Annotated in this window: 18 protein-coding genes; 11 read left to right on the forward strand and 7 right to left on the reverse strand. The window is 60.7% G+C overall.

Annotation, left to right across the window (positions count from 1 at the left end; genetic code table 11):
• Positions 1-62: 62 nt before the first annotated feature.
• Complete coding sequence (locus FP2506_RS02860; protein ID WP_007065874.1) at positions 63-2,066, reverse strand: hypothetical protein; 2,004 nt, start codon at positions 2,064-2,066, stop codon at positions 63-65.
• A 154-nt stretch (positions 2,067-2,220) separates the two neighbouring features.
• Here FP2506_RS02860 and ilvN point away from each other — a divergent pair, with 154 nt between their 5' ends.
• The gene (gene ilvN, locus FP2506_RS02865) at positions 2,221-2,793 is read left to right on the forward strand and encodes an acetolactate synthase small subunit (RefSeq protein ID WP_007065875.1); all 573 of its coding nucleotides are present in this window, start codon (positions 2,221-2,223) and stop codon (positions 2,791-2,793) included.
• 31 nt (positions 2,794-2,824) lie between these two features.
• Here ilvN and FP2506_RS02870 read toward each other — a convergent pair whose 3' ends face one another.
• Together FP2506_RS02870 and FP2506_RS02875 are read right to left on the reverse strand one after the other, a co-directional pair.
• Positions 2,825-3,586 carry an alanyl-tRNA editing protein gene (locus tag FP2506_RS02870; protein WP_007065876.1) on the reverse strand — a complete coding sequence of 254 codons (762 nt, stop codon included), beginning with the start codon at positions 3,584-3,586 and terminating at the stop codon, positions 2,825-2,827.
• A gap of 3 nt (positions 3,587-3,589) precedes the next feature.
• A complete protein-coding gene (locus FP2506_RS02875) occupies positions 3,590-4,630 on the reverse strand; it encodes a cysteine synthase A (protein ID WP_007065877.1) in 1,041 nt (346 codons plus the stop codon).
• Positions 4,631-4,997: 367 nt separating this feature from the next.
• Between FP2506_RS02875 and dksA the strand changes: the two genes are divergently transcribed.
• Complete coding sequence (dksA, locus tag FP2506_RS02880) at positions 4,998-5,414, forward strand: RNA polymerase-binding protein DksA (protein ID WP_040488861.1); 417 nt, start codon at positions 4,998-5,000, stop codon at positions 5,412-5,414.
• 185 nt (positions 5,415-5,599) lie between these two features.
• On the opposite strand, the gene FP2506_RS19475 is transcribed toward dksA, so the two are convergent.
• On the reverse strand, positions 5,600-5,818 hold the full coding sequence (locus FP2506_RS19475; RefSeq protein WP_369407262.1) for a flagellar biosynthetic protein FliO: 219 nt from the start codon (positions 5,816-5,818) through the stop codon (positions 5,600-5,602).
• On the opposite strand from FP2506_RS19475, the gene FP2506_RS19150 reads away from it, so the two are divergent.
• The 4 genes from FP2506_RS19150 to alaS all read left to right on the forward strand — a co-directional run bounded on the left by FP2506_RS19150 (position 5,717) and on the right by alaS (position 12,856).
• Positions 5,717-5,968 carry a hypothetical protein gene (locus FP2506_RS19150; protein ID WP_040488863.1) on the forward strand — a complete coding sequence of 84 codons (252 nt, stop codon included), beginning with the start codon at positions 5,717-5,719 and terminating at the stop codon, positions 5,966-5,968. The genes FP2506_RS19475 and FP2506_RS19150 overlap by 102 nt on opposite strands.
• Positions 5,969-6,184: 216 nt before the next feature.
• Positions 6,185-8,710, forward strand: coding sequence for a cell cycle histidine kinase CckA (gene cckA, locus FP2506_RS02890; protein ID WP_007065880.1), 2,526 nt, complete (start codon positions 6,185-6,187; stop codon positions 8,708-8,710).
• Positions 8,711-8,969: 259 nt separating this feature from the next.
• Positions 8,970-10,043, forward strand: coding sequence for a recombinase RecA (gene recA, locus FP2506_RS02895; protein ID WP_007065881.1), 1,074 nt, complete (start codon positions 8,970-8,972; stop codon positions 10,041-10,043).
• Between the two features lie 137 nt (positions 10,044-10,180).
• Positions 10,181-12,856, forward strand: coding sequence for an alanine--tRNA ligase (alaS, locus tag FP2506_RS02900; protein WP_040489339.1), 2,676 nt, complete (start codon positions 10,181-10,183; stop codon positions 12,854-12,856).
• A 630-nt stretch (positions 12,857-13,486) separates the two neighbouring features.
• Here alaS and FP2506_RS02905 read toward each other — a convergent pair.
• Entirely contained in the window at positions 13,487-14,704 is a 1,218-nt protein-coding gene (locus tag FP2506_RS02905) for an NADP-dependent isocitrate dehydrogenase (protein ID WP_040488864.1), read from the reverse strand.
• 146 nt (positions 14,705-14,850) lie between these two features.
• On the opposite strand from FP2506_RS02905, the gene FP2506_RS02910 reads away from it, so the two are divergent.
• The 3 genes from FP2506_RS02910 to murI all read left to right on the forward strand — a co-directional run bounded on the left by FP2506_RS02910 (position 14,851) and on the right by murI (position 18,017).
• A complete protein-coding gene (locus FP2506_RS02910; protein WP_007065886.1) occupies positions 14,851-16,362 on the forward strand; it encodes a carboxylesterase/lipase family protein in 1,512 nt (503 codons plus the stop codon).
• A 123-nt stretch (positions 16,363-16,485) separates the two neighbouring features.
• Positions 16,486-17,232, forward strand: coding sequence for an RNA methyltransferase (locus FP2506_RS02915; RefSeq protein ID WP_040488865.1), 747 nt, complete (start codon positions 16,486-16,488; stop codon positions 17,230-17,232).
• The gene (murI, locus tag FP2506_RS02920) at positions 17,229-18,017 is read left to right on the forward strand and encodes a glutamate racemase (protein WP_007065888.1); all 789 of its coding nucleotides are present in this window, start codon (positions 17,229-17,231) and stop codon (positions 18,015-18,017) included. The genes FP2506_RS02915 and murI overlap by 4 nt, the downstream gene beginning before the upstream one ends.
• Here the strand turns inward: murI and FP2506_RS02925 are convergent.
• Both FP2506_RS02925 and FP2506_RS02930 read right to left on the reverse strand, forming a co-directional pair.
• Complete coding sequence (locus FP2506_RS02925) at positions 18,014-18,898, reverse strand: transglutaminase family protein (RefSeq protein ID WP_007065889.1); 885 nt, start codon at positions 18,896-18,898, stop codon at positions 18,014-18,016. The two genes, murI and FP2506_RS02925, sit on opposite strands and share 4 nt — an antisense overlap.
• Positions 18,895-21,333, reverse strand: a complete 2,439-nt coding sequence (locus FP2506_RS02930; RefSeq protein WP_007065890.1) for a circularly permuted type 2 ATP-grasp protein — start codon at positions 21,331-21,333, stop codon at positions 18,895-18,897. The genes FP2506_RS02925 and FP2506_RS02930 overlap by 4 nt, the downstream gene beginning before the upstream one ends.
• 74 nt (positions 21,334-21,407) lie before the next feature.
• On the opposite strand from FP2506_RS02930, the gene FP2506_RS02935 reads away from it, so the two are divergent.
• A complete protein-coding gene (locus FP2506_RS02935; RefSeq protein ID WP_007065891.1) occupies positions 21,408-22,202 on the forward strand; it encodes an ion transporter in 795 nt (264 codons plus the stop codon).
• 39 nt (positions 22,203-22,241) lie between these two features.
• Positions 22,242-23,150, forward strand: coding sequence for an AEC family transporter (locus tag FP2506_RS02940; RefSeq protein WP_007065892.1), 909 nt, complete (start codon positions 22,242-22,244; stop codon positions 23,148-23,150).
• The last annotated feature ends 273 nt before the right edge of the window (positions 23,151-23,423 follow it).

Raw genomic sequence — 23,423 nt, forward strand, 5'->3', positions numbered from 1 at the left:
AGTAACGAAATATGGGCGCCGGAGGCGCCCATTTTCATCGTGCCATTGTTTTTGTAAAATCGTCAGTTCGCTCGAACGAATCGTGCTTCCTGACCGTCGGAGCGAACTTCGAGTGCGAAGGGTACGGATTGACTGTCGACCCCTCGGAAGACGAAGTAGCTCATATAGTTTTCGCGGGTCGACAGCATCACACGGTTCACCAAGCGGTCTGGCAGCAGGGCAGTTGCAATGCGGTTGACCTGCTCCGGCACCTGCTCGGAGTCGACTTCTCGATCGATGCTGACGATCTGCCCGTCAGGTTCGACGGCGACCGATACCGGCGTCCCCCCGAGCGCTGCCCCACGAAGGGCGAAAAGCTGCGTGCCGCTTTCTTCGCGTACCGAGACCGATTGAAATTCGACGCCGGGCAGGGCGAGCCGCGCACTGGCGACGACCTCAGCCGGAACCGCAATTCGGTCAGCCTCGTCATCGCCTTTTGACTCGGATATTGGGGCCGTCGTAACGGCAGCCAATTCGTCGCTGGTTTCGGACGGAGATGCTGGGTCGGTTGTATCTGAGCCGGAAACTTCATCGGATGTTTCGGTTTCGATTTCCGCAGACTGAGCGGTGGCAGCTGACATCTGCTGCTCGAGCGTGCCGGGACCGCGCTTCGACGGTGAACCGGACGAACCGTTGCCGGCGATGGCAGCGTCCATCTGCTCTTCCAGGGTTCCAGGGCCGGACTTCGAGGGCACGCCAGTCGCTTCGAGCGATGAGGTCGTATCGTCTTTTGATGCCGTGTCCGAGCTTGCGTCGTCAGAAGTTGAATCTTCCATGTCGTTTGTAGACTGAGCAGTGGCCGCTGACATCTGCTGCTCCAGCGTGCCGGGACCGCGCTTCGATGGCGTACCGGACGAACCGTTGCCAGCAATGGCAGCGTCCATCTGCTGTTCCAGGGTTCCCGGGCCGGACTTCGAAGGCACACCGGTCGCTTCGAGCGAGGAAGTTGTTCCGTCTTCTGATTCCGCCACCGAGGTTGCCTCGTCGGCCGTCGCGTCTTCGTTGCTCTCTGTAGATTGGGCGGTCGCGGCCGCCATCTGCTGTTCCAGTGTGCCGGGACCGCGCTTTGATGGCGTACCGGACGAACCGTTGCCAGCGATGGCGGCTTCCATCTGCTGTTCCAGGGTTCCCGGACCAGACTTCGAGGGCACGCCCGTCGCTTCGAGCGAAGAAGTTGTTCCGTCCTCTGATTCCGCCTCCGAGGTTTCCGCGTCCGCCGTCGCGTCTTCGTTGCTCTCTGCAGATTGGGCGGTCGCGGCCGCCATCTGCTGTTCCAACGTGCCAGGACCGCGCTTCGACGGCGTACCGGACGAACCGTTGCCAGCGATGGCGGCGTCCATCTGCTGTTCGAGACTGCCCGGGCCGCTTTCCGTTACGGTCCCCTGGAGATCGGAGACTACCGGCGCTTCGTCCGTCGTTCCAGTGCTCTCGTCGACAGTCGCCATCGCAGGTATATCCTGCGGCATCTTCTCCTTGGGCTCTTCCGCGAACGACTCCGCTTCGGTCTTTGTCGTCGCTAGGTCGGCGCTAGCCTCTTCTTCGCTTGCCGGAACCGTGCCGTTCTTCCGGGGTACAACACCATCGGGTTTCGCATCTTCGAGCAGAGGCTCTTCGGTGCGCGGGGTTACGTCGCCGCCATCCGGCATCATCGCCTCTGCTGCGGTCTCGCCAGAAGCGTCTTCTCGGTCTCTCGCCGGATCGGCCGAACCAACACCCGCCATGTTGCGACCAATTTCCATCTCGCCGCTGATCATCGCGCCGACGGTGCTGGCAGCGCTCTCCATCGCCTGTTCGGAGGGTGTTGGACTCGTCGCAAGGCCGGCTACCTCTGCCGGGACCGCGACCAGGGCACCGTTCTGACATGTCAGACGGTAACGGCCCGGCGCTCCCTCCACAGAGATCAACAGCTCGATACCGGATGAATTTGGCACCCCGGCGCACTGCCCGTCCGACTGCTGTGCATTGCCGCTCAGCGGGACAAGGGCGAGGGCCGTTCCCGTGGCGATCATGGAGGTCCATGACGTCATGTCTGTCTCCTACCCGATGTTGCTTGATCGCAATTCTTCACGGTCAAAGATGACACGCCGAGCAAAGTCGACAAGGCCAGAGAAAGGCTTTCCTTTCGCGTCGGCCTCGCTATTGTGCGCCAGCCGCGAACCACCAATCCGCTAGAGTTTCCCAATGTCACAGCCCGTCCAGCCGCCAGCCTCGGCCTATTTCATCACGCCGGAACAGGAAGAGACGCAGACCCGGACGCTTTCTGTCATCGTCGACAATGAACCCGGCGTGTTGGCGCGGGTCATCGGGCTCTTTTCGGGCCGGGGCTACAACATTGAGAGCCTGACGGTTTCCGAGACCGAGCACGAGCGGCATCTTTCGCGCATTACCATCGTCACCCGCGGATTTCCGCACGTCATCGAGCAGTTGAAGAGCCAGCTCGACCGCATCGTGCCGGTCCATCGCGTTATAGATCTGACCCAGGGCGGTGCCGGCAGCGAGGCCGCCAAGCCAATCCAGCGCGAACTCGCGATTATCAAGGTTGCAGGTAAGGGAGATAAACGCGTCGAGGCCTTACGGCTCGCCGACATTTTCCGTGCTCGGGTCGTTGATTCCTCGATCGAGCATTTCGTGTTCGAAATCGTCGGTCGGCCGTCGAAGATCGACCGGTTTGTCGGGATCATGCAGCCACTCGGTCTCGTCGAAATCTGCCGCACCGGGGTCGCAGCCCTTTCGCGCGGACCAAACGCAGACTGATCCAATCCAACGCGAATGTCTTGCCGACTCCCTAGGCGGGGATTGGACCGAACCGAATACGCATTCGCCGGTTCGCTTTGCCTTTCTTCTCAATTTTGCCGATGTGAACCTCACCCACCTCGCCGGTTTCGGATACATGCGTGCCACCGCAGGGCTGGGCATCGACCGATGAGTTTTCGCCGATGCAGACGAGGCGGATGACGCAAGTCCCCTTGGGCGGCTTCACGTTAGCCGATTTGACGAGACCCGGAGTGGCTTCGAGTTCCGCCTCGGTAATCGTTTTCGTGAAGACTGGGTGATTCGCTGCGACGATCTCCATCACCCTCTCGGAGATCGCCTGCTTTTCTGCGGCGGCCTCGGGCCAATCGAAATCGATACGGCTCTCTTCCTCTCCCACAGCTGCACCTGTGATCGGGTAGGGGCAAACGACAGAGAGAAGATGGCAGGCTGTATGCATGCGCATAAGCTTGTAACGTCGCTTCCAGTCGATATGGAGCGTCAGCGTCTCGCCCAGTTCCGGCAACAGCGCACTTTCACCTGCGAACATCACCACGTCGCGCGCGTTCGACGAATAAGCTGTCTCGACGATCTGGATCTTCGTCCCGTCGCTCTGCTCGACGAAGCCACGGTCGCCCGGCTGTCCGCCGCCAGTGGCATAGAAGTTCGTTCGGTCGAAGACGAGGCCGTTCTCCCCCTCGATCCTGATGAGCGTCGCTTCCATCGTGGAGAGGTAGGCGTCCGCCTGGAAGATGCGTTCTGTCCCTACGAAATCTGCCCTTTCGGTCTCGCCCATCGGTCAATCGACCTTTTCGAAAGGCACTTCGAAATCTGGCGTTCCACCGATCCATTCCGGTACCGGAAGTCCCTTCTCCTTCAGAAACGCCGGATTGAACATCTTAGACTGGTAGCGATTGCCGTAATCGCAAAGGATCGTAACGATGGTATGTCCAGGACCCATATCCTTGGCGAGTCGGATCGCGCCGGCGATGTTGATCCCCGACGATCCGCCGAGGCAGAGACCTTCCTCGGTCACAAGGTCGAAGGCGATCTTCAGGGCTTCGCCATCCGGAATCTGATAGGCGAAGTCCGGCTCGAAGCCTTCGAGGTTCGCGGTCACGCGCCCTTGGCCAATGCCTTCGGTGATCGAGGAGCCTTCGGCCCTCATCTCGCCGTGCGCATAAAAGTTATAGAGCGCTGCTCCCATCGGATCTGCGATGCCGATCTTGATGTGGCCGGAATGGCGCTTCAGTCCGAGTGCCGTACCGGCCAGCGTGCCGCCTGTGCCAACGGCGCAGATGAAGCCGTCGACCTCGCCGTCGGTGTCATGCCAGATCTCCTCGGCAGTGGTGACCACGTGCCCGTCGCGGTTGGCGACATTGTCGAACTGATTCGCCCAAATGGCGCCGGAGGGGTGGGTTTTGGCAATGCTCTCAGCGAGTCTGCCGGAAAGTTTAACGTAGTTGTTCGGGTTCTTGTATGGGACAGCCGGAACCTCGATTAGTTCGGCGCCCATCAGGCGGAGCGCGTCCTTCTTCTCTTCGCTCTGGGTATCGGGAATCACGATAACGGTACGATAGCCCAGCGTGTTTGCCACCAGTGACAGGCCGATTCCGGTATTGCCCGCCGTGCCCTCGACGATGATTCCGCCTGGTTCCAGCAATCCCTTCTCTTCCGCATCGCGGATGATGAAGAGGCCCGCTCGATCCTTTACCGATTGGCCTGGGTTGAGAAATTCGGCCTTGCCGTAGATTTCGCAGCCGGTTTCTTCGGAGGCCCGATTGAGGCGGATAAGCGGCGTGTTACCGATGGCGTCTAGGATGGAATTATAGCGTGACATGGCTCGCTTCGGTTCAGAGAAGACGTCGATTGATGATGTGCTGTTGCTTTTGATCGGCAACACAGGAGCGCATCACGTTCGTGAATCGCTCCGGGAAACTAGTGCGACGTGAGTTACGAGCGAGCCTGCGGCAAGGCAAGTCTGGCAAAGCATGCCCACTCGCATGTTGCGTAACCCGTTGAGTGTCGGCTGTCATACGCCCTTTGTATCTCGCCGATAAGCGCGGTCGTGAGCGGCGGCGGACCGCAACTGTGCGGAAGCTGACGGTGGCACGACACTATCGGCGTTTTATTCCTCGGGTGCGGCTTGCGCGCGCTTGTTTTAGAGAAATCCCGCGGGTATACAGCGCCTGGCGATGGAGGACCGCATGAGTGAAACTGTTGATGTTACAAACGCTCTGACGGACGATGGCGCTTTCATGAACGAACGCCAACGCGAATACTTCAGGCGCAAACTCAAGGACTGGAAGGCGGACATCCTTCGCGAGTCGAAGGAAACCCTTGAGGCGCTCGCCAACGAAAGCCCAAACCAGGCTGATGCGGCCGACCGTGCTTCTTCTGAAACCGATCGGTCTATCGAATTGAGAGCCCGTGACCGGCAGCGCAAGCTGGTTGCCAAGATTGATGCCGCCCTCCAGCGCATCGACGACGGAACCTACGGCTATTGTGAAGAGACCGGTGAGCCGATCAATCTGAAACGGCTCGACGCGCGGCCGATCGCGACGCTTTCCCTTGAAGCCCAAGAGCGCCACGAGCGGCGTGAAAAGATCTATCGGGACGACTGACTACGGCGACCCGTATGGACGCTGCATGACGCTCCGGACTTGAATAATCCGGCACTTTGGCTCAATTGATAGTTTAAAGTTACGGAAGCGTATTTCTCGCCCGATCAACGCCTGTCATTAGATATATCCCTATAATCGCGAACTGTTCGCGCGGTCCTGTACAAGACACTTTGTGCAAGCGGTCATCATGACCTCGACCTATTGCTTATAACTTCAGCGCCGCTGGTATCCACTTCAGATTGCGCAGCCCGTCCTACGTTTCTCTCGATAACAACATCCCCATTGCCTCCGATGAGAAGCAGATGCTCTTCTCCATCGCGCCGGACAAGGACAAGACGGCGCCGATCTCCAAGACTGAGAGTCTCAACCAGTGCAAGCCGAGGCGCCTGACCACGAAAGCCGATCGCCGATCCCGAGGCACCGGTCATGGTTTTGAGCAACCACAGGCTTACAACCGCTATGGCGCACACAAGCGCCGCGACGAACACCACCCACAAAATGGGTCCGAAGGTTTCTCCTGTTATTGCGGCGAACCAGTTCGGCATCAGTTGTGACTCGTTTGTTGTCGCGGTTCGGTGCGCAGTCCTTGGCATGCAAGGTTCTGGCAAGTTTGGCGTCGCTGGGACGAGATACTTTCGCGCTCCTTGGATTATAGTAGACGGCACGAAGGCAACAGAGACCGAACGAGTCTCAGTCGGCGGCTTTTTACCACTCGCCTATTCGAGCGCTATGACTCATTCTGCTTTCGCTTGAAGGAGAGCCGGTCCGAAATGAACACTATGGCGAATGCGTTCGATAAACCTCTGATCGACAGGACGGAACGCGCAGGCAGCGTTCGCCGCCTCCTTCTTTTCGGAGGCTTCCTGATCGTGCTCGCCGCGGCTATGGCGCTATTCGGCAACGCTTACGGCGGGATTGCGCTCCTCGTCATTTTCGCTCTCGTCTCCATATTTGGCGTCGTGGCGCTGTTTGGCTTCGCCCTGGGGCTGATCTCGATAGGCGGGCGCGCAGACGAAGGCGCGGCCGCACGCAGCTTCCTCGACGGGGCGCGCCAGGGGGCGGTTTTTGTCGATACTAAGGGCCGTGTTGTTTATGCCAATCAGTCATACGGCCGGCTGATTGGCGCGGAAAATGGCGCGGATGTCCAATCTCCAGTCCAACTCTTGGCGCGCAATTCGGGCGCTGCGGAGGACGTCTACTGGCTCGCCAAGGCGGCCCGCGACGGCGGGGGTGGTCAACGCGTATTCCGGCTCGATACACCCCTTTCGCGCGCTGATAACCAAGCGCGCTGGTACCGCGTCTCCGTGCGCCCTATCCAGTCGCCCGGTGGGATGCTCGAAGCCTGGCAAATCGCAGACATCACGGCTGACCGGCGGGAGGAGGAAGCTTCCTTCCGCACCTTGCAGGACGCCATCGACTATCTGGATAAGGCGCCCGTCGGGTTCTTTGCCGCCGATGCGGAGCTGCGTCTGAACTATCTCAACGCGACGCTGGCTACCTGGCTGGAGACCGATCTCGGAAGTTTCGATCCGGGAAGAGCCACTCTTTCAGACCATCTCCCAAAGCCGATGCGCGCCCATCTCGAGACGCGGCTTAAATCGCTGGTCGAGGGTGAGACCCAGCTTATCGATCTCGACCTGACGACCGCTCGGGGTCGCATTCTTCCCGTGAAACTCGTGGCCCAAAAGGCGCGAGAGCGGGATGGACGCACAGGTTTGCGTTCGATCGTGATCAACGAAACCTTCGGCGAAGCGAACCATTCCGAAGCTGCGACTGCACGGTTCAATCGTTTCTTCAATGCAGCGCCCATGGCAATCGCTGCGCTCGACGATCAGTATGTCAGTCGCCGCTCCAATCCTGCCTTTGAACGACTTTTTGGATCGAATGCGGTCGACGGGCACGGCTCATTCCTCGAACTCCTGACGGAAGAGAGCGCTGGCCGACTTGGCGGGTATCTGCAGGCTGCAAGTGACGGCGAGGCAGAGATTTCGCCTATCGACGTGACGCTGAAGAGCGATAAGCCACGCTCTGTGCGCATTTATCTCAACGCCATACCGGACCGCGTATCCGGTGCCGGCGAGACAATCATTCTTTATGCCGTCGATATGACGGATCAGCGCGCTCTGGAGGAGCAGTTTGCCAAGGCACAGAAGATGCAGGCGGTCGGGAATCTCGCCGGCGGCATCGCCCATGACTTCAACAACGTCCTGACCGTCATCACCGCTTCCGTTGACTTTCTTCTGATGAACCAGAAGCCGGGAGACCCGTCCTTCCAGGATCTACTCCTGATCAAGCAGAGTGCGAACCGCGCTGCCTCTCTGGTGCGGCAGCTGCTTGCCTATTCGCGCCGCCAGACGATGCGGCCCAAGATGCTGAACCTCACGGACGTCGTTGCCGATCTTGATCTTCTGCTCAAGCGTATTGCGGGTGACAAGACGAAGCTGGAGAGACGCCATGCCCGCAATCTCTGGCCGGTGATGGCTGATATCGGCCAATTTGAACAGGTGATCACGAATCTTGTTGGCAACGCGCGCGATGCGATGCCCAATGGGGGCACGATCAAGATCGAGACCCGCAACGTCGAAGAAGGTCACGCCAGAGTCTTCGGCTATTCGGAAATGCCGGCCGCGGACTATGTGCTTGTCGAGGTTTCGGACACCGGAACCGGTATGCCGGCCGATGTCGCCGAGCGAATTTTCGAGCCATTCTTTACGACCAAGGAGATCGGCAAGGGTACGGGTCTTGGCCTGTCCATGGTTTATGGCATCATCAAACAGTCGAACGGCTTCATTTATGTGGAGTCGACTGAAGGTGAGGGAACGGTCTTTCGCATCTTCCTGCCTCGCTTCGTGCCTGAACCCTCTCTGGTTGCGGCTGAGAAGCAGACCGCTATCGATGTCAACGAGAAGGTCGATCTCACCGGCACTGCGACCATCCTTTTGGTCGAGGACGAAGACTATGTTCGCGCCGGCAGCGTGCGTGCGTTGAAGTTGAAGGGCTACGACGTGCACGAAGCCGATTCCGGGCTCGACGCTCTCGATGTGCTTGAGGAACTGGATGGCAAAGTCGATCTCGTCGTCTCCGACGTCGTGATGCCGGAAATGGACGGACCGACGCTGCTACGCGAGATGCGCAAGGTCCGGCCGGACATGAAGTTCATCTTCGTCTCGGGCTATGCCGAGGACGCGTTCGCGAAGAATCTTCCCGAAGGCGAAAAGTTCGGCTTCCTATCCAAGCCATTCACCCAACGCGAATTGGCGATGACGGTCAAACAGATGCTTTCCAGCGACGACTGATCGCTGAGAGGTCAGTGTATCGGCTTACTCAACGAATCGCCGAGAGTCACAAGACCTAGCGCACGCTACACCACCAATGCACGACGAGCATGACTGTCACTCCCACGCATACTGAGAGGCCACAGTGCCGAATTGTCCAGCGTGGGCTTTAGAAGAACAAATGCAAAACATTCTGCTTGACGAGAACAAAATGGGTACGTATTTCTGGCCCGAAGACAGCGTTGCGTGACGCGCGTCGAATGCATTAAGGAGCGGATTCATGGCCCAGAACGCCCTCAGGCTCGTCGAGGATAATTCGGTGGATAAAACCAAGGCGTTGGACGCCGCTCTCTCCCAGATCGAACGCGCCTTCGGCAAAGGTTCGATCATGAAGCTCGGGCAGAACAACCAAAGCGTCGAGGTGGAAACGGTCTCGACGGGTTCGCTCGGCTTAGACATCGCGCTTGGCATCGGCGGCCTACCCAAGGGCCGCGTCATCGAAATCTATGGGCCGGAGAGTTCAGGCAAGACGACGCTTGCCCTCCATACGATCGCTGAGGCGCAGAAGAAGGGCGGCATCTGCGCCTTCGTCGATGCGGAGCATGCGCTCGATCCGATCTACGCTCGAAAGCTCGGCGTTGATCTGGAAAATCTTCTGGTGTCGCAGCCTGATACGGGCGAACAGGCGCTCGAGATTACCGATACGCTCGTCAGATCCGGCGCCATCGATGTTCTCGTAGTCGACTCGGTTGCTGCGCTTACGCCGCGCGCCGAGATTGAGGGCGAGATGGGCGATTCGCTGCCTGGCATGCAGGCCCGGCTGATGAGCCAGGCCCTGCGCAAGCTGACGGGCTCGATCTCGCGCTCCAAGTGCATGGTCATCTTCATCAACCAGATCCGTATGAAGATCGGCGTCATGTTCGGTTCGCCCGAGACGACGACGGGCGGCAATGCCTTGAAATTCTACGCTTCGGTCCGCCTCGACATCCGCCGTATCGGCTCGATCAAGGATCGCGACGAGGTGACGGGCAACCAGACCAAGGTAAAGGTGGTCAAGAACAAGCTCGCGCCGCCTTTCAAGCAGGTCGAGTTCGACATCATGTATGGCGAGGGCGTCTCGAAGATGGGAGAGCTGATAGATCTCGGCGTGAAATCGGGTATCGTCGAAAAGTCTGGCGCCTGGTTCTCTTACAACAGCCAGCGTCTGGGGCAGGGGCGTGAGAACGCCAAGCAGTTCCTGCGTGACAATCCGGACGCCGCGCAGGAAATCGAGCAATCGATCCGGCAGAATGCGGGTATCCTTGCCGAGAAGCTGCTGGAAGACGGCGCCGGCAGTCCTTCAGAAGAAGAATAGGCCTCACCCGCGGAGGTCAGCCAATTCCGGTCTCGATTTACAGCGAAGCGCGACCTTTGTAGAACGACGTCAAAATGGCCTACCGGACGGTCAGTGTCCGGTCGCGCCTAATGACTGTTTCTCCAAAGGTTGCGACGATGAGTGGCGTCAACGAAATCCGGTCCGCGTTTCTGGACTATTTTGCGAAGAACGGACACGAGAAAGTTTCGTCTTCGCCGCTGGTTCCGCGCAACGATCCGACCCTGATGTTCGTGAACGCCGGCATGGTGCAGTTCAAGAACGTCTTTACCGGTGAAGAGAAGCGGTCCTATTCGCGGGCCGTCACCTCGCAGAAATGCGTGCGCGCCGGCGGGAAGCACAACGATCTCGACAATGTAGGCTACACGGCCCGGCATCACACTTTCTTCGAGATGCTCGGCAATTTTTCTTTTGGTGATTATTTCAAGGACCATGCGATCGAACTCGCCTGGTCTCTGATCACCAAGGATTTTGGCCTGCCGCGTGACAAGCTTCTCGTCACCGTCTACTCGGAAGACGACGAAGCCGCTGGTCTCTGGAAGAAGATCGCCGGTCTCTCCGATGATCGAATCATTCGGATCGGAACTTCCGACAACTTCTGGACCATGGGCGAGACCGGCCCATGCGGTCCGTGCTCGGAAATCTTCTTTGATCATGGCGAAGACATTCCCGGTGGCCCTCCCGGCAGCCCCAACGAAGACGGCGACCGTTTTATCGAGATATGGAATCTCGTCTTCATGCAGTATGAGCAGCTCGCGGGCGATGAGCGGCTCGATCTACCACGCCCCTCGATCGATACGGGCATGGGGCTGGAGCGCATCGCGGCAGTGTTGCAGGGCGTTCACGACAACTACGACATCGATCTTTTCCGTACGCTCATCGCGGCCGTTGAGAATGCGATCGGTTCGCGCGCTGAAGGCGCGGCTGTCGCGAGCCATCGCGTCATCGCGGACCATCTGCGCTCGACCGCCTTTCTGATAGCCGACGGCGTCCTGCCATCGAACGAGGGGCGTGGCTATGTCTTACGCCGCATCATGCGGCGGGCGATGCGCCATGCGCGTCTTCTTGGGGCCGGCGAGCCGGTGCTCTACAAGCTGCTGCCGACGCTTATCGCGGAGATGGGGCGTGCCTATCCCGAGCTTGTACGCGGCGAGGCGCTGATCGCCGAAACGCTCAAGCTCGAAGAAAAGCGCTTTCTGCAGACGCTCGACCGCGGCCTGTCGCTTCTTGCCGACGCGACCGAGGGTATGGGTGCAGGCCAGAAGCTGTCCGGCGAAACCGCCTTCAAACTTTATGACACCTATGGCTTCCCGCTCGATCTGACGCAGGATGCTTTGCGCCAGCGAGGGATCGCCGTCGATCTCGACGCATTCAACACGGCTATGGAGCGCCAGAAGGCGGAAGCCCGCAAGAGCTGGGCTGGATCCGGTGAAGCGGCTACCGAGAAGGTGTGGTTCCCGATCCGCGACCGGGTCGGGGCGACGGAATTCCTCGGCTACGATACCGAAGAGGCTAGCGGCTCGGTCGTCGCTCTGGTGCAGGACGGCGCCGAGGTGAAATCCGCCACGGCCGGAGAGAAGGTCTTCGTCGTCGTGAACCAGACGCCCTTCTATGGCGAGTCCGGCGGCCAGTTGGGCGATGCCGGCGTGATGACCGATGGTGAAACGGTGATCGAGATCGAGGACACCCAGAAGCTCGCAGATGGGCTCTTCGTCCATCGCGGCATCGTCAAGTCCGGCGAGGTCTCTGTCGATGATGCGCTTGATCTCAAGGTCGAGCATAGACGCCGTTCGAAGATCCGCTCCAACCATTCGGCGACCCACCTTCTGCACGAGGGCCTTCGCGAAGTTCTCGGTACCCATGTCGCCCAGAAGGGTTCGTTGGTCGCGCCGGAACGCCTTCGCTTCGACTTCTCTCACCCAAAGCCCATGGATCGTGCAGAGATCGAAGCCGTCGAACGGCTTGCCAATGGGATCGTCCGGCAGAATGCGCCGGTCGAGACTCGGCTTATGGCGGTGGACGAAGCGATCGAGTCCGGCGCGATGGCTCTTTTCGGTGAAAAGTATGGAGATGAGGTTCGCGTCGTCTCGATGGGAACAGCGCAAGAGGGCAAGAAGGCGGGCAAGCCTTATTCAACCGAACTCTGCGGCGGCACCCATGTGAGCGCCACCGGAGAAATCGGCGTCGTTCATGTGGTCGGCGAGAGCGCGGTCGGAGCGGGCGTGCGCCGTATCGAAGCGCTCACCGGGGAAGCGGCGCGCGACTATCTTCGTGAGCAGGACCAGCGCGTGCGCAAGATGGCGGCGCTTCTCAAGGCTTCGCCGGAGGACGCGTTGGCTCGCTTGGAGACCGTAGTCGAGGAGCGGCGCCGTCTGGAGCGTGAACTGGCCGAAGTGAAGAAGCGCCTAGCCCTCGCTGGCGAAGGCGGAGGCAAGGGCGATTCGGCGAAGACGGTGAATGGCATTTCCTATCTCGGGCGCGTCATCGACGGGGTGTCGGGACGCGATCTGAAGGGGCTCGTTGACGAGGCCAAGAAGTCCGTTCAGTCTGGCGTCGTGGCTTTCGTTGGCGTCGCAGAAGGCAAGGCCTCGGTCGTCGTCGGCGTTACCGAGGACCTGACGGCGCGCTTCGATGCGGTGACGCTTGTCAGGACCGCAAGTGGTGCTATCGGCGGCAAGGGAGGCGGAGGCCGCCCAGACATGGCTCAGGCCGGCGGACCCGATGCCGATAACGCAGCCGGTGCGATCGCTGCAGTGGAGAAGGCTCTGCAGGAGAGCGGTCAGGCCGCGGCCTGATGGCTTCGCAAACCGCTACGAGACGACAGAAGCCAGCGGATTGGTCGCTGATGCGCTGCAACTGTCGACGCGGATCGCGGCAGATCAGTCGTTGCGGGTCGTGAGGTTCGAGACCTCGTCAGGCCCGATATAGATGACCACGCGTTTGTCCATGAAGGTGATGTCATTTATCGGCAGGACAACGTCTACGCGGTCGGGACAGGTGCTGCTGTCGTCATCCTCGAGTTTGCCCTTGAGATTGGTCGGTGTCTACGCACCCATTCCGAGCACCTTCGAAACCTCGGCCACTTCGGTCCCCTCGGCATCGAAGACCCCTAGATCGGAAATCTCGTCGACGGTCATGTCGAAGATCGCGCCTTTGAGATCGTCCGCGATTTCACGGAGAGCAGTCTAAGCAGGCGCCGATCCAAGCGTTAGAAGGATGGTCGCAAGCGCTGTCCCGTTGCAACTGAACATGAGCGGAAACTCTGTGATGGTTCCGGCGGAATACCAATCTGGCAATTGCACTCGGCTGCCGAGATTGTCCCATTGACTGCTACACGCGCAGATCCCGGATCAGGGATCGATCGGGTCCGCACACAAATAAGGCGGGCATTGCGCCCGCCTCCAAACCTCTACGCTGGTCTGGCCTCAGACCTTCGCCATCTCCTTCTGAAGGCCTTCGTCGACCTTATCGAGGAAGCCAGTGGTGGAAAGCCACGGCTGGTCGGGGCCGATGAGCAGGGCCAGATCCTTCGTCATGAAGCCGCGTTCGACGGTGTTGACGCAAACGGTCTCCATCTTTTCGGCGAAGGTCTTCAGATCGTCGTTGCCATCGAGCTTGGCACGGTGGGCAAGACCGCGTGACCAGGCGAAGATCGAGGCGATCGAATTGGTCGAGGTCTGCTCGCCCTTCTGGTGCTGGCGATAATGCCGGGTGACGGTGCCGTGTGCGGCTTCCGCCTCCACCGTCTCGCCGTCCGGGGTCATCAGCACGGAGGTCATCAGGCCGAGGGAGCCGAACCCTTGAGCGACCGTATCGGACTGGACGTCGCCGTCGTAGTTCTTGCAGGCCCAGACATAGCCGCCCGACCATTTCAGGTTCGAGGCCACCATGTCGTCGATCAGGCGGTGCTCGTAGGTGATCTTCTTGGCCTTGAACTTGTCCTCGAACTCGCTCTTGTAGATCTCCTCGAAGATGTCCTTGAACCGCCCGTCATAGACCTTCATGATCGTGTTCTTGGTCGACAGATAGACCGGATAGCCGCGCTGCAGGCCGTAATTGAGCGAGGCGCGGGCGAAATCCTTGATCGATTCGTCGAGATTGTACATGCCGACCGCGATGCCCGCTGCCGGCGCGTCGAAGATCTCGTGCTCGATGGTCTCGCCGTCCTCGCCGACGAACTTCATCGTCAGTTTGCCCTTGCCGGGGAACTTGAAGTCGGTCGCGCGGTACTGGTCGCCGAAGGCGTGGCGGCCGACGATGACCGGCTTCGTCCAGCCAGGTACGAGGCGCGGCACGTTCTTGCAGATGATCGGCTCGCGGAAGATGACGCCGCCGAGGATGTTGCGGATCGTACCGTTCGGCGAACGCCACATCTTCTTGAGGCCGAATTCCTCGACGCGGCCCTCGTCCGGGGTGATCGTCGCACATTTGACGCCTACGCCGTGGCGCTTGATGGCGTTCGCGGCGTCGATGGTCACCTGATCGTCCGTCGCGTCGCGATGCTCTACGCCGAGGTCGTAATATTCGAGATCGATGTCGAGGTAGGGATGGACCAGCTTCTCCTTGATAAACTGCCAGATGATTCTCGTCATCTCGTCGCCGTCGAGTTCGACCACAGGGTTCTCGACTTTGATCTTCGCCATCGGTGCCATCCTTCGCAAAAACATAAGCGGCGACCGCGGGGCCGCCGGGACATGACGACACGGGGGTCCGCGCCGGATTGATCTGAGGGCCCTATACCACCCACCTGACCGGACGCAAAGAAGAGCACGAGGATCGACTGAGGGGCATGCGCGAACGGCATATTCTGAAGTACCCCGTCCACTCCGATCCCGTCTACGTCAAGGCATCCTGCGGACTGGTGGAGGGAAAGCGTTGGCGAGGTGGTTTACGTTTTCTGGGGATTCCCTACGCCGAGCCACCAGTCGGCCAACTGCGCTTCGCGGCACCCGTCAAGCGATCGAAGGCCTTTTCGACCCTCAGAGCCGTTCGGTTCGGGCCCGCCAGTCCGCAGCGCACGGCATTCCCCGAGCCTTTCGCACGCCTCTCCGGGTGGTCGGGCGAAACCGGCGAGGACTGTCTAAACCTCCACGTCTTTACGCCGGGGACCACAGGCAAGCGCCCGGTTCTCGTTTTCATTCATGGCGGCGGCTTCTTCATCGGGGCCGGCTCGCAATACCTGGGAGACGAACTCGCGAAGCGTGGAGACATCGTCGTCGTCACGATGAACTATCGGCTGGGACTGATCGGTTTCAACGGGTTTTCCGAGTTGTTTCCGGGTGACGAGCGCTTTTCAGCAAATGTAGGTCTACTAGACCAGCGGCTGGCACTGGAATGGGTTCGCGACAATATCGCGTATTTCGGCGGCGATCCGGGCCGCGTGACCATCGCTGGTGAGTCCGCCGGGGCTGCGTCGGTAGGCTATCACATGGTCGCCGAGCGTTCCCATCAGCTGTTTCATCAAGCGATCTGTCAGTCCGGCACGATCAATCTCTTCGCGCCGCGAGAAAAGGCCGAGGCCGTCGCGCGAACGGCATTCAGGTTGCTCGCCCCTAGCGGCGACCGCGAGGCCTTGTTCACTCAGCCGGCGGATGCGTTCGTGAACGTGTTTCGCAAACTCACGGCTCGCTTTCCCGGTCTCCCGACGATGCCCTATTTCGGCGGCGGCGAACTCCCTGATAGCGACCTCGGCGGCTTTTACCGGCGTGCGAAACCGGTGCCGCTGCTGATCGGGACGAACCGCGACGAGTTTACACTCTTCACCGATCTGCCTGGTTTCAGTTTTCCGGTCGGACCCGACGACATGAGCGGCTGGCTGGAGCGCGCGACGAGCCCGGAAAAGGCGAGGGCCATCCACGCGCTCTATGACGCGAGCAGGGCCGGCGCCTCGACTCTTGGAACGGATATTCTGTTCCGCGCATCGGCGATCCATGTGGCGGAATCGAACGCGCGAGCCGCGCCCACCTTCATGTACCGGTTGGATTGGCCAGCCAAGGGCGCTTTCGCACGGCTCGGCGCGACCCATTCCGTCGACCTGCCGCTGCTCTTCGACCGATTCCTCTCCCCGTTCCGCGGCATCTATTTCGGCTGGCTTCCTGATCCCGGACGAAGGCGACTGAGCGAACGTATGCGCGAGCACTGGGTTTCGTTCGTCCGGACCGGTCGACCTTGCGCGGATTGGCCTGCTTACGAAGTCGGTATGCGGAAGACGATGATCTTCGACGTCGCGGACCGGGTCGAACAGGATCCGCAGCGCGAGCGTCGGCTGGCATGGGACGGCGTGTGCGGACCGGTGCCGTGAGCTTAATGACGTCTTGCCGGAGCCTCCGGTAATCCAAGCTGGAAACGATCCGGAATCGACTGTAAGGCTCAGCCCTGTAACGATCACGAGCCGCCCTCTTTGTCCGATATTCCCTTCACCAGCATGCCGGCGCCGCCGGCGATCATCCTCGTCGAGCCGCAGATGGGAGAGAACATCGGCATGGTCGCGCGGGCCATGGCGAATTTCGAACTCGCCGACCTGCGTCTCGTGAAGCCGCGCGACGGCTGGCCGAACGAGAAGGCGCGGGCGACGGCGAGCCGGGCGGACCATGTGCTCGATGCCGCGCGGGTCTTCGAGAAGCTGGAAGATGCGCTTGCGGACCTCTCGCTCGTCTACGCGACGACGGCGCGGGCGCGCGACAGCTACAAGCCCGTTCGCGGGCCTGAAGAGGCGGCCGAACGCCTCGTCGCACATGCGCCGGCGGGAAAGACAGGCGTCATCTTCGGGCGTGAGAAATACGGGCTTGAAAACGACGAGGTGGGGCTGGCCGACGAGATCGTCACCTTTCCGGTCAACCCAAAGTTCGCCTCGCTCAACATCGCCCAGGCGGTGCTTCTGGTCAGTTATGCCTGGCGCAATGCCTCAAATCCTTCGAAGACGCCGCGCTTCTCGGCCCCGCCCAATCCGCCAGCTGAAAAGGCCGATCTCTACCGCCTCTTCGATCATCTGGAAGCGATGCTCGATTGCCGAAACTACTTCTTCCCGCCTGAAAAGCGTGAGGCTCTGGTACAGAACCTGCGGACCATGCTGACCAAGGCGCAGTTTTCCGAACAGGAAGTGAGAAGCCTTCGCGGTGTCCTCAAATCGCTCGACCGGCCGGCGCAGCACTGCGGGACTGACGCGTCATGAACGACGCGCCGATCCTCATTCTCGACAGCGGCGTCGGGGGACTGACCGTCCTGCGTGAGGCGCGTGTGCTGATGCCCGATCGCCGGTTCGTCTATGTGGCGGACGATGCCGGTTTTCCCTATGGCAACTGGGAAGAGGACGCCCTGCGTGACCGGCTCGTCGCACTGTTCGGCGATCTGATCGTCGCCCATGAGCCGCTCGCGTGCGTGATCGCCTGCAATACGGCGTCGACCTTGGCGCTCAATGCGCTGCGGCAGTCCTATCCGCGCATGAAGTTCGTCGGAACCGTACCGGCGATCAAGCCGGCGGCGGAGCGAACACGCTCCGGTCTCGTCTCAGTGCTCGCGACGCCGGGTACGGTGCGGCGTCAATACACTCAGGATCTCATCGACCAGTGGGCATCGAGAGTTTCGGTGAAGCTCGTCGGCAGCGTCGCTCTTGCAAGCCTTGCCGAGCGCTACATGCGTGGCGGTTTCGTAGACGAGCAGGCCGTGCTTGCCGAAATCGCGCCCTGCTTCATCGAGGAGAATGGCCGGCGGACAGATATCGTTGTGCTCGCCTGCACTCATTATCCGTTTCTGGTCAACCGCATGCGCAAGATGGCGCCGTGGCCAGTCGATTGGCTCGATCCGGCGGAGGCGATTGCGCGGCAGGCCGATCGGGTCGTCGGAGATGCGGGCACGCGTTCGATGCATGGCGACTTCGACCCGGCGGTCTTCACATCCGGGGCGCCGGATTATGCTACGCAGCGGATCGTCCGGGGGTTCGGGCTGCGGACCGGCTAGCCTTCCTCGACCGGCACGACGTCCACCGTATGGCCGGTCTCCTGTGGGCCGGTTGTCATCAGGACGCCGGAGATCGGGGTGACGTCGTCATAGTCGCGACCGATGGCGACGACGATGTGATCGTTGGAGGCGAGAATGCCGTTGGTGGGATCGAAATCCACCCAACCGGTTTCAGGCCCGAGCCAGGCCGTCACCCAGGCATGCATTGCGTCGGCACCTTCAAGGCGCGGCTGGCCCGGCGGCGGATCGGTGCGCAGGAAGCCGCTGACGTAACCTGCCGGGATGCCGTTCGCGCGAAGACCTGCTATCATCACATGAGCGAAATCCTGGCAGACGCCGATCCTTGCATCGAAGGCCGCGGGAACGCTGGTGCCGACATCGGTCGCGCCAGGCTTGTAGGCGAAGTCGTTCTTGATGGCCTGCGTTACGTCGAGGATCACCTTGGCGGCCGGCTGCTCGCTGGCCCCGAGTATGTCGCCGATATAGCTGGTCAGCGGGCGATAGGGCTCGATACGCCGGCTCTCGCCGAGGTACCAGACCGGGGAGGCGCCATTGGTGCGCGTTTCGGCGTTTGCACGACGGACTACCTCCGAGAGCGGCTCGGTCTCCTCCAGTTCCAGTGGCTCGCGGTGGACTGAAATGCGGGCGCGCATCTCCACTTCGAAGCTGTGATGGGTCCGCCAGATGGCGACGGCCTCCCGTTCGTTGCCGAAGAAATCTGTCTCAATCCGCCGTTCTTCCGGTCGTGGCTCGATCATGACTTCGACGGACATTGGGGTCTGCGCCGGAAGCAGGCGAGGGCGTACGCGAAGCGCATGGCGCGCATCGGCGACGGAGGCGGCATACTGGTAGTCGATCTTGAGGGTGATGTCGTACTTCATTCTGGCGATCCGCTCGCCGTGACCTTTCCCGGCGACGAGAGCAGGTAGCGGGCGGTGAGAAGGCTCGAAATGTCACCGAGATCGTTTGCGACCCGCACGACGAAGGCATGATCGAGCTCGGATGCATCGGCGGTCTGCAGCCTGACGGCAAGCCGCGCGATACGGCGCGTGAGCATATCCAGCGTTTCCGCCGTGTTCTGGTTCGGCAGATCGTAGAGCAACGCCTGTATGCGGTTCACCTGAAAGGCGATCGAGCGTGGATTGAGCGGATCGAGAACGCTGAGATCGAGAACGGTTTCGCGGGTAAGGTCCACCGAATAGCGTCGCCGGTAGGTCACACGGCTGTCGGTCAGATCGAGGATGGTCTCCAACGCGCCGTCTGCGAGCTTGTCCGGTTCGATCACGCTGGCAATCGCGGACGCGGTGTTGAAGCCGCGCTCCAGCGACCGGCCGATCTGCATGAAGCGCCAGCCTGTGAACTGGTACATGTTCTCATGAACGAGGCCGGCGAAGCCCGAAAGATGGGTGAGAACTGAGCTCGCCAGTCCGACGAGTTCCACATCGTCGTCGTTATAGCTGCCGAGAATGAGATCGACGGTCTCGTGCAGCGCTCGCCAGGCGTCCGGTGAAAACCGGTCCCGGACGCGCGAAGCCGTGTCGAAGGCTTGCTGCGCATAGGCGAGAAGCGCGCGTCCCGGGCGAGCCGGCGTGACTTCGATGCCGAGGAAGCCGATGAGATCAAGAAGCTGCGTCTCGAATTCCCCCGGCTCCGTCAGTTCGTCCATGCGCGCGCCATAGGCCCTTAGAAGCCGGGTCGCGGTTTCACAGCGTTCCACGTAGCGACCGAGCCAGTAGAGATTGTCGGCGGCGCGTGCAGGAAGGGCGCCCGGCAGCTTGCGCTGGAACCGGCTGCCGGTTCCGGCGAGAAGTGTCAGCGGCCGTTCCGGTCGTTCGACTCTGCTTTCGGACGGCACCCAGACATCGATCGAACTGCCGCCCTGGCGCATGGAGATGACCCGCGCATCCTGTTGGTCGGCGACGCGGGCAAAGCCTCCGGGCATCAAATGCCAGCCTTCGTCGTCACGCGTCAGGAAGACCCGCAGCGTGACGGGTCGGGGTTCGAGCTTGCCGTCGACGAGGATCGGCGTCGTCGAGAGCGCAGCAATTTCCCGGCCTACCCAATGAATGCCGTCACGCATCAGGTCTATATTGCGGCTCTCCTGAACTTTCTCGAAGTCCGACCCGGACGGCATCCCGACTGCACCGGACCATACGGCTTCGGATGGGAAAGCATTCGCCAATTGAAGGCTCTTCCGGTTGGCCTCCACATAGGCGCGTTCGGCGTCCTGACCGCACCACCAGGTCGCGATGGTGGGCAGTTCGAGGTCGGTGCCGAGCAGTGCGTTGGCCATACGCTGTTGGAAGGCAAGAAAGCCCGGCGTTTCGAGGATGCTCGATCCGATCGCATTGATCAGCTTGAGCTTGCCAGCGCGTACGGCCTGAAGCAGGCCAGGAGTGCCGATCTGAGAGCCACCGAAGAGTTCGAGCGGATCGGCGAAATCGCTGTCCAAACGGCGCCAAAGTACGCGGATCGGCTGGAAGCCGCTGACAGTTCGCACCATCGCCTCGTCGTTGTGAACGACAAGATCGCCGCCTTCGAGAAGCAGAAGGCCGAGATAGCGGGCGAGATATGTGTGTTCGAAGTAGGTCTCGTTATGGGGGCCCGGCGAGAGAAGCCCGACCCGAGAGCGGTCCGGGCCTGCGAGGTCATAAAGCATCTCGCGGAAACGCTGGAAGAAGGGAGCGAGCCGTTCGATGTTGAGCGCGCGCAGGAAATCCGGGAATGCCTTCGTGTTGGCTACCCGATTCTCGAGCGCGAAACCTGCACCAGAGGGCGCCTGCGTGCGGTCTCCTAGAACCCACCAGCGCCCGTCCGGCCCCCGCCCGAGTTCGATGGCGATAAAACGGATCAGCGGCTCGCCCGTTTTCGCCTGATCGGACAGGGCATGGCAGAATTCGGGGTTCCGGCCTATCAGAGCGCTTGGCAGGATACCGTCGGTCACGAGGCGCCGATGACCGTAGATGTCAGCGAGGAGTTTCTCGAGGAATCGCGCGCGCTGGATGAGCCCTCGCGAGAGTGTCTTCCATTCGGCAGGTTCGATCAGCAGGGCTGGATGACCGAGCGGCCATTCGCGCGTCTCTTCGCTCGCGTCACTTGGCGCATAGACCCGATGAAAGACGCCAGCCTCGGACAGATATTGACGAGCCCGGCGCACGCGCTCGTCACGTTCCTCGGAATCAAGGCTTAGTGCCTGTTCGATCACTTTGCGGTAGTGCGGCTTGATCACCCCCTCACGGTCGACCATCTCGTCGCGCCCGTCGGCGGTGAACGCCGCATAGGTTCTTGCAAAATGGGAGAGTTCCGGTGAAGACATCCGCGCGATAGTCCTTTCGACAAACCGGCTGATAACACGCCGGGCTTTATTCGGGATTGCCGGGACGCACCACCATGCAAGAGCGTTTGCAACATCTCTTTCGGTCGAGACGATGGGAGCAGTTCATCATCGGGCTGATTGTCGTGAATGCAATCTTTCTCGGCCTAGAGACGAGCGACGCCGTAATGCGAAACATCGGCGGGCTGCTGCTCGCCTTCGACACGGCGATCCTCGCGGTCTTCGTCATCGAAATCGTCGGACGGATCTATGCTTTTCGCGGTGCCTTCTTCCGCGACCCGTGGTCGATCTTCGATTTCACCGTTGTCGGGATCGCGCTGCTGCCGGCCACCGGTCCACTGACCGTCCTGCGCGCCCTGCGCATCCTGCGCGTACTGAGACTGATTTCGGTGATTCCGTCTTTGCGCCGGGTGATCGGCGGCTTGATCGCGGCGCTGCCCGGTATGGGGTCGATCATCGCACTCCTCGCGATCACGTTTTACATCTTCGCCGTGATGGCTACGAAGCTTTTCGGAGACACATTCCCGCAATGGTTCGGCGATATGGGCGCGTCGATATATACCCTCTTCCAAGTGATGACGCTGGAAAGCTGGTCCATGGGCATCGTCCGTCCGGTGATGGAGGTTCATCCTTATGCCTGGCTCTTCTTCGTACCCTTCATTCTCTCGACCACCTACGCCGTGCTGAACCTATTCATCGGTGTCATCGTCTCGGCCATGCAGGGCGAGCACGAGGCTTCGATCGATGCAGAGCATGAGAAGCGGCACAACGAAAACACAGAAATCCTGGCCGAAGTGAAGGCGCTCAGAGCCGAACTGGCAGAGATGCGCGCAGCGAAAGCGGAAGGGTGAGGGTGCGATTCGCTTCCTCGTGAACGACAGGCGCGTCTCGTGCTCTTCGTAACGATCTGGCCGATCTTCGCGCTGATTTGCCTCGGCTACGCGCTCTTCCGGGCGGGCTTTCCGGACCGCAGCTTTTGGCCGGCGGCGGAAAGGATCAACTACTTTCTTCTGTTTCCGGCGTTGCTCTTCGTGAACCTCGCCGATGCCCCGGTGCGCGATCCGGACATCCTGAGGCTCGGCAGCGCCGTCTTCGTGCTAATCATTTCGGCGACGCTGGCACTTTATGGTTTTCGGCTCCTTCGGCCGTCACCAGCCGCCCGCTTCGGACCGGCGGTTCAGGGAATCATTCGCATCAACACCTATCTCGGCCTTGCGCTGACGGCGAGCCTCGCAGGCGGAGAGGGGCTCGAACGTGCGGCGATACTGCTTGCGGTTCTTGTGCCGCTGGTCAATGTCGTCTCGGTAGCCGCGTTGACAGACGGTTCGTCGGCCGGCGGATCCTGGGGGCTCCTCCAATCGATTGTCGCCAATCCGCTCATCCTTGCCTGTCTTGCAGGGATCGCGGTCGCCCTGACCAAAGTGGGGCTGCCGTTCGGTATCGAACGTTTCCTCAATCTCGTCGCTCAGGCCAGCCTGCCGCTTGGCCTTCTATGCGTCGGAGCCGCTCTCCGGCCGGATGAAGTTCGGCAGGATACGGCGATCCTTGCCGGCAATACGGCATTGCGGCTTCTAGTCATGCCGCTCTTCGGAGCGCTGATCGCTCACGTCTTCGGCCTCGGGGAAACGGAAACCCTGGTGCTCGTCATCTTCGCGGCAATCCCTACGGCGCCGACCGCTTACGTACTCACCCGTCAGCTCGGTGGCGACGGACCTTATATGGCCGGAATCATCACTGCGCAGACCTTGGTTTCAGTGGTGACGATTCCGTTGATTTTGACGATCCTGAGCGTCGGCTAGCTTATGGTAGGTGGCGATGACGTTCTCCGGCCCACCTTTCCGGCCGGTCCGTACCATGACGGAACCGGTAGACTCCCAGCTCGTTTATAAGACGAGCAATCATAACGGCTTAGGCCAGTTGGGAGAAACGATCATGAATCTTGGAAGTATCGTCAGAAGAGCTGTCTCGGCATTTGCGAGCTCGAAAAGGCGTCCGGCAACCCGCCGGCCGGTCCGTCCGACCACCACTACGCGTCGTCATGGCGGCAGCGCCGAATCCGATCTGGTGCGCGG

The organism is Fulvimarina pelagi HTCC2506, from assembly GCF_000153705.1.
GTDB classification, from domain to species: Bacteria; Pseudomonadota; Alphaproteobacteria; order Rhizobiales; family Rhizobiaceae; genus Fulvimarina; species Fulvimarina pelagi.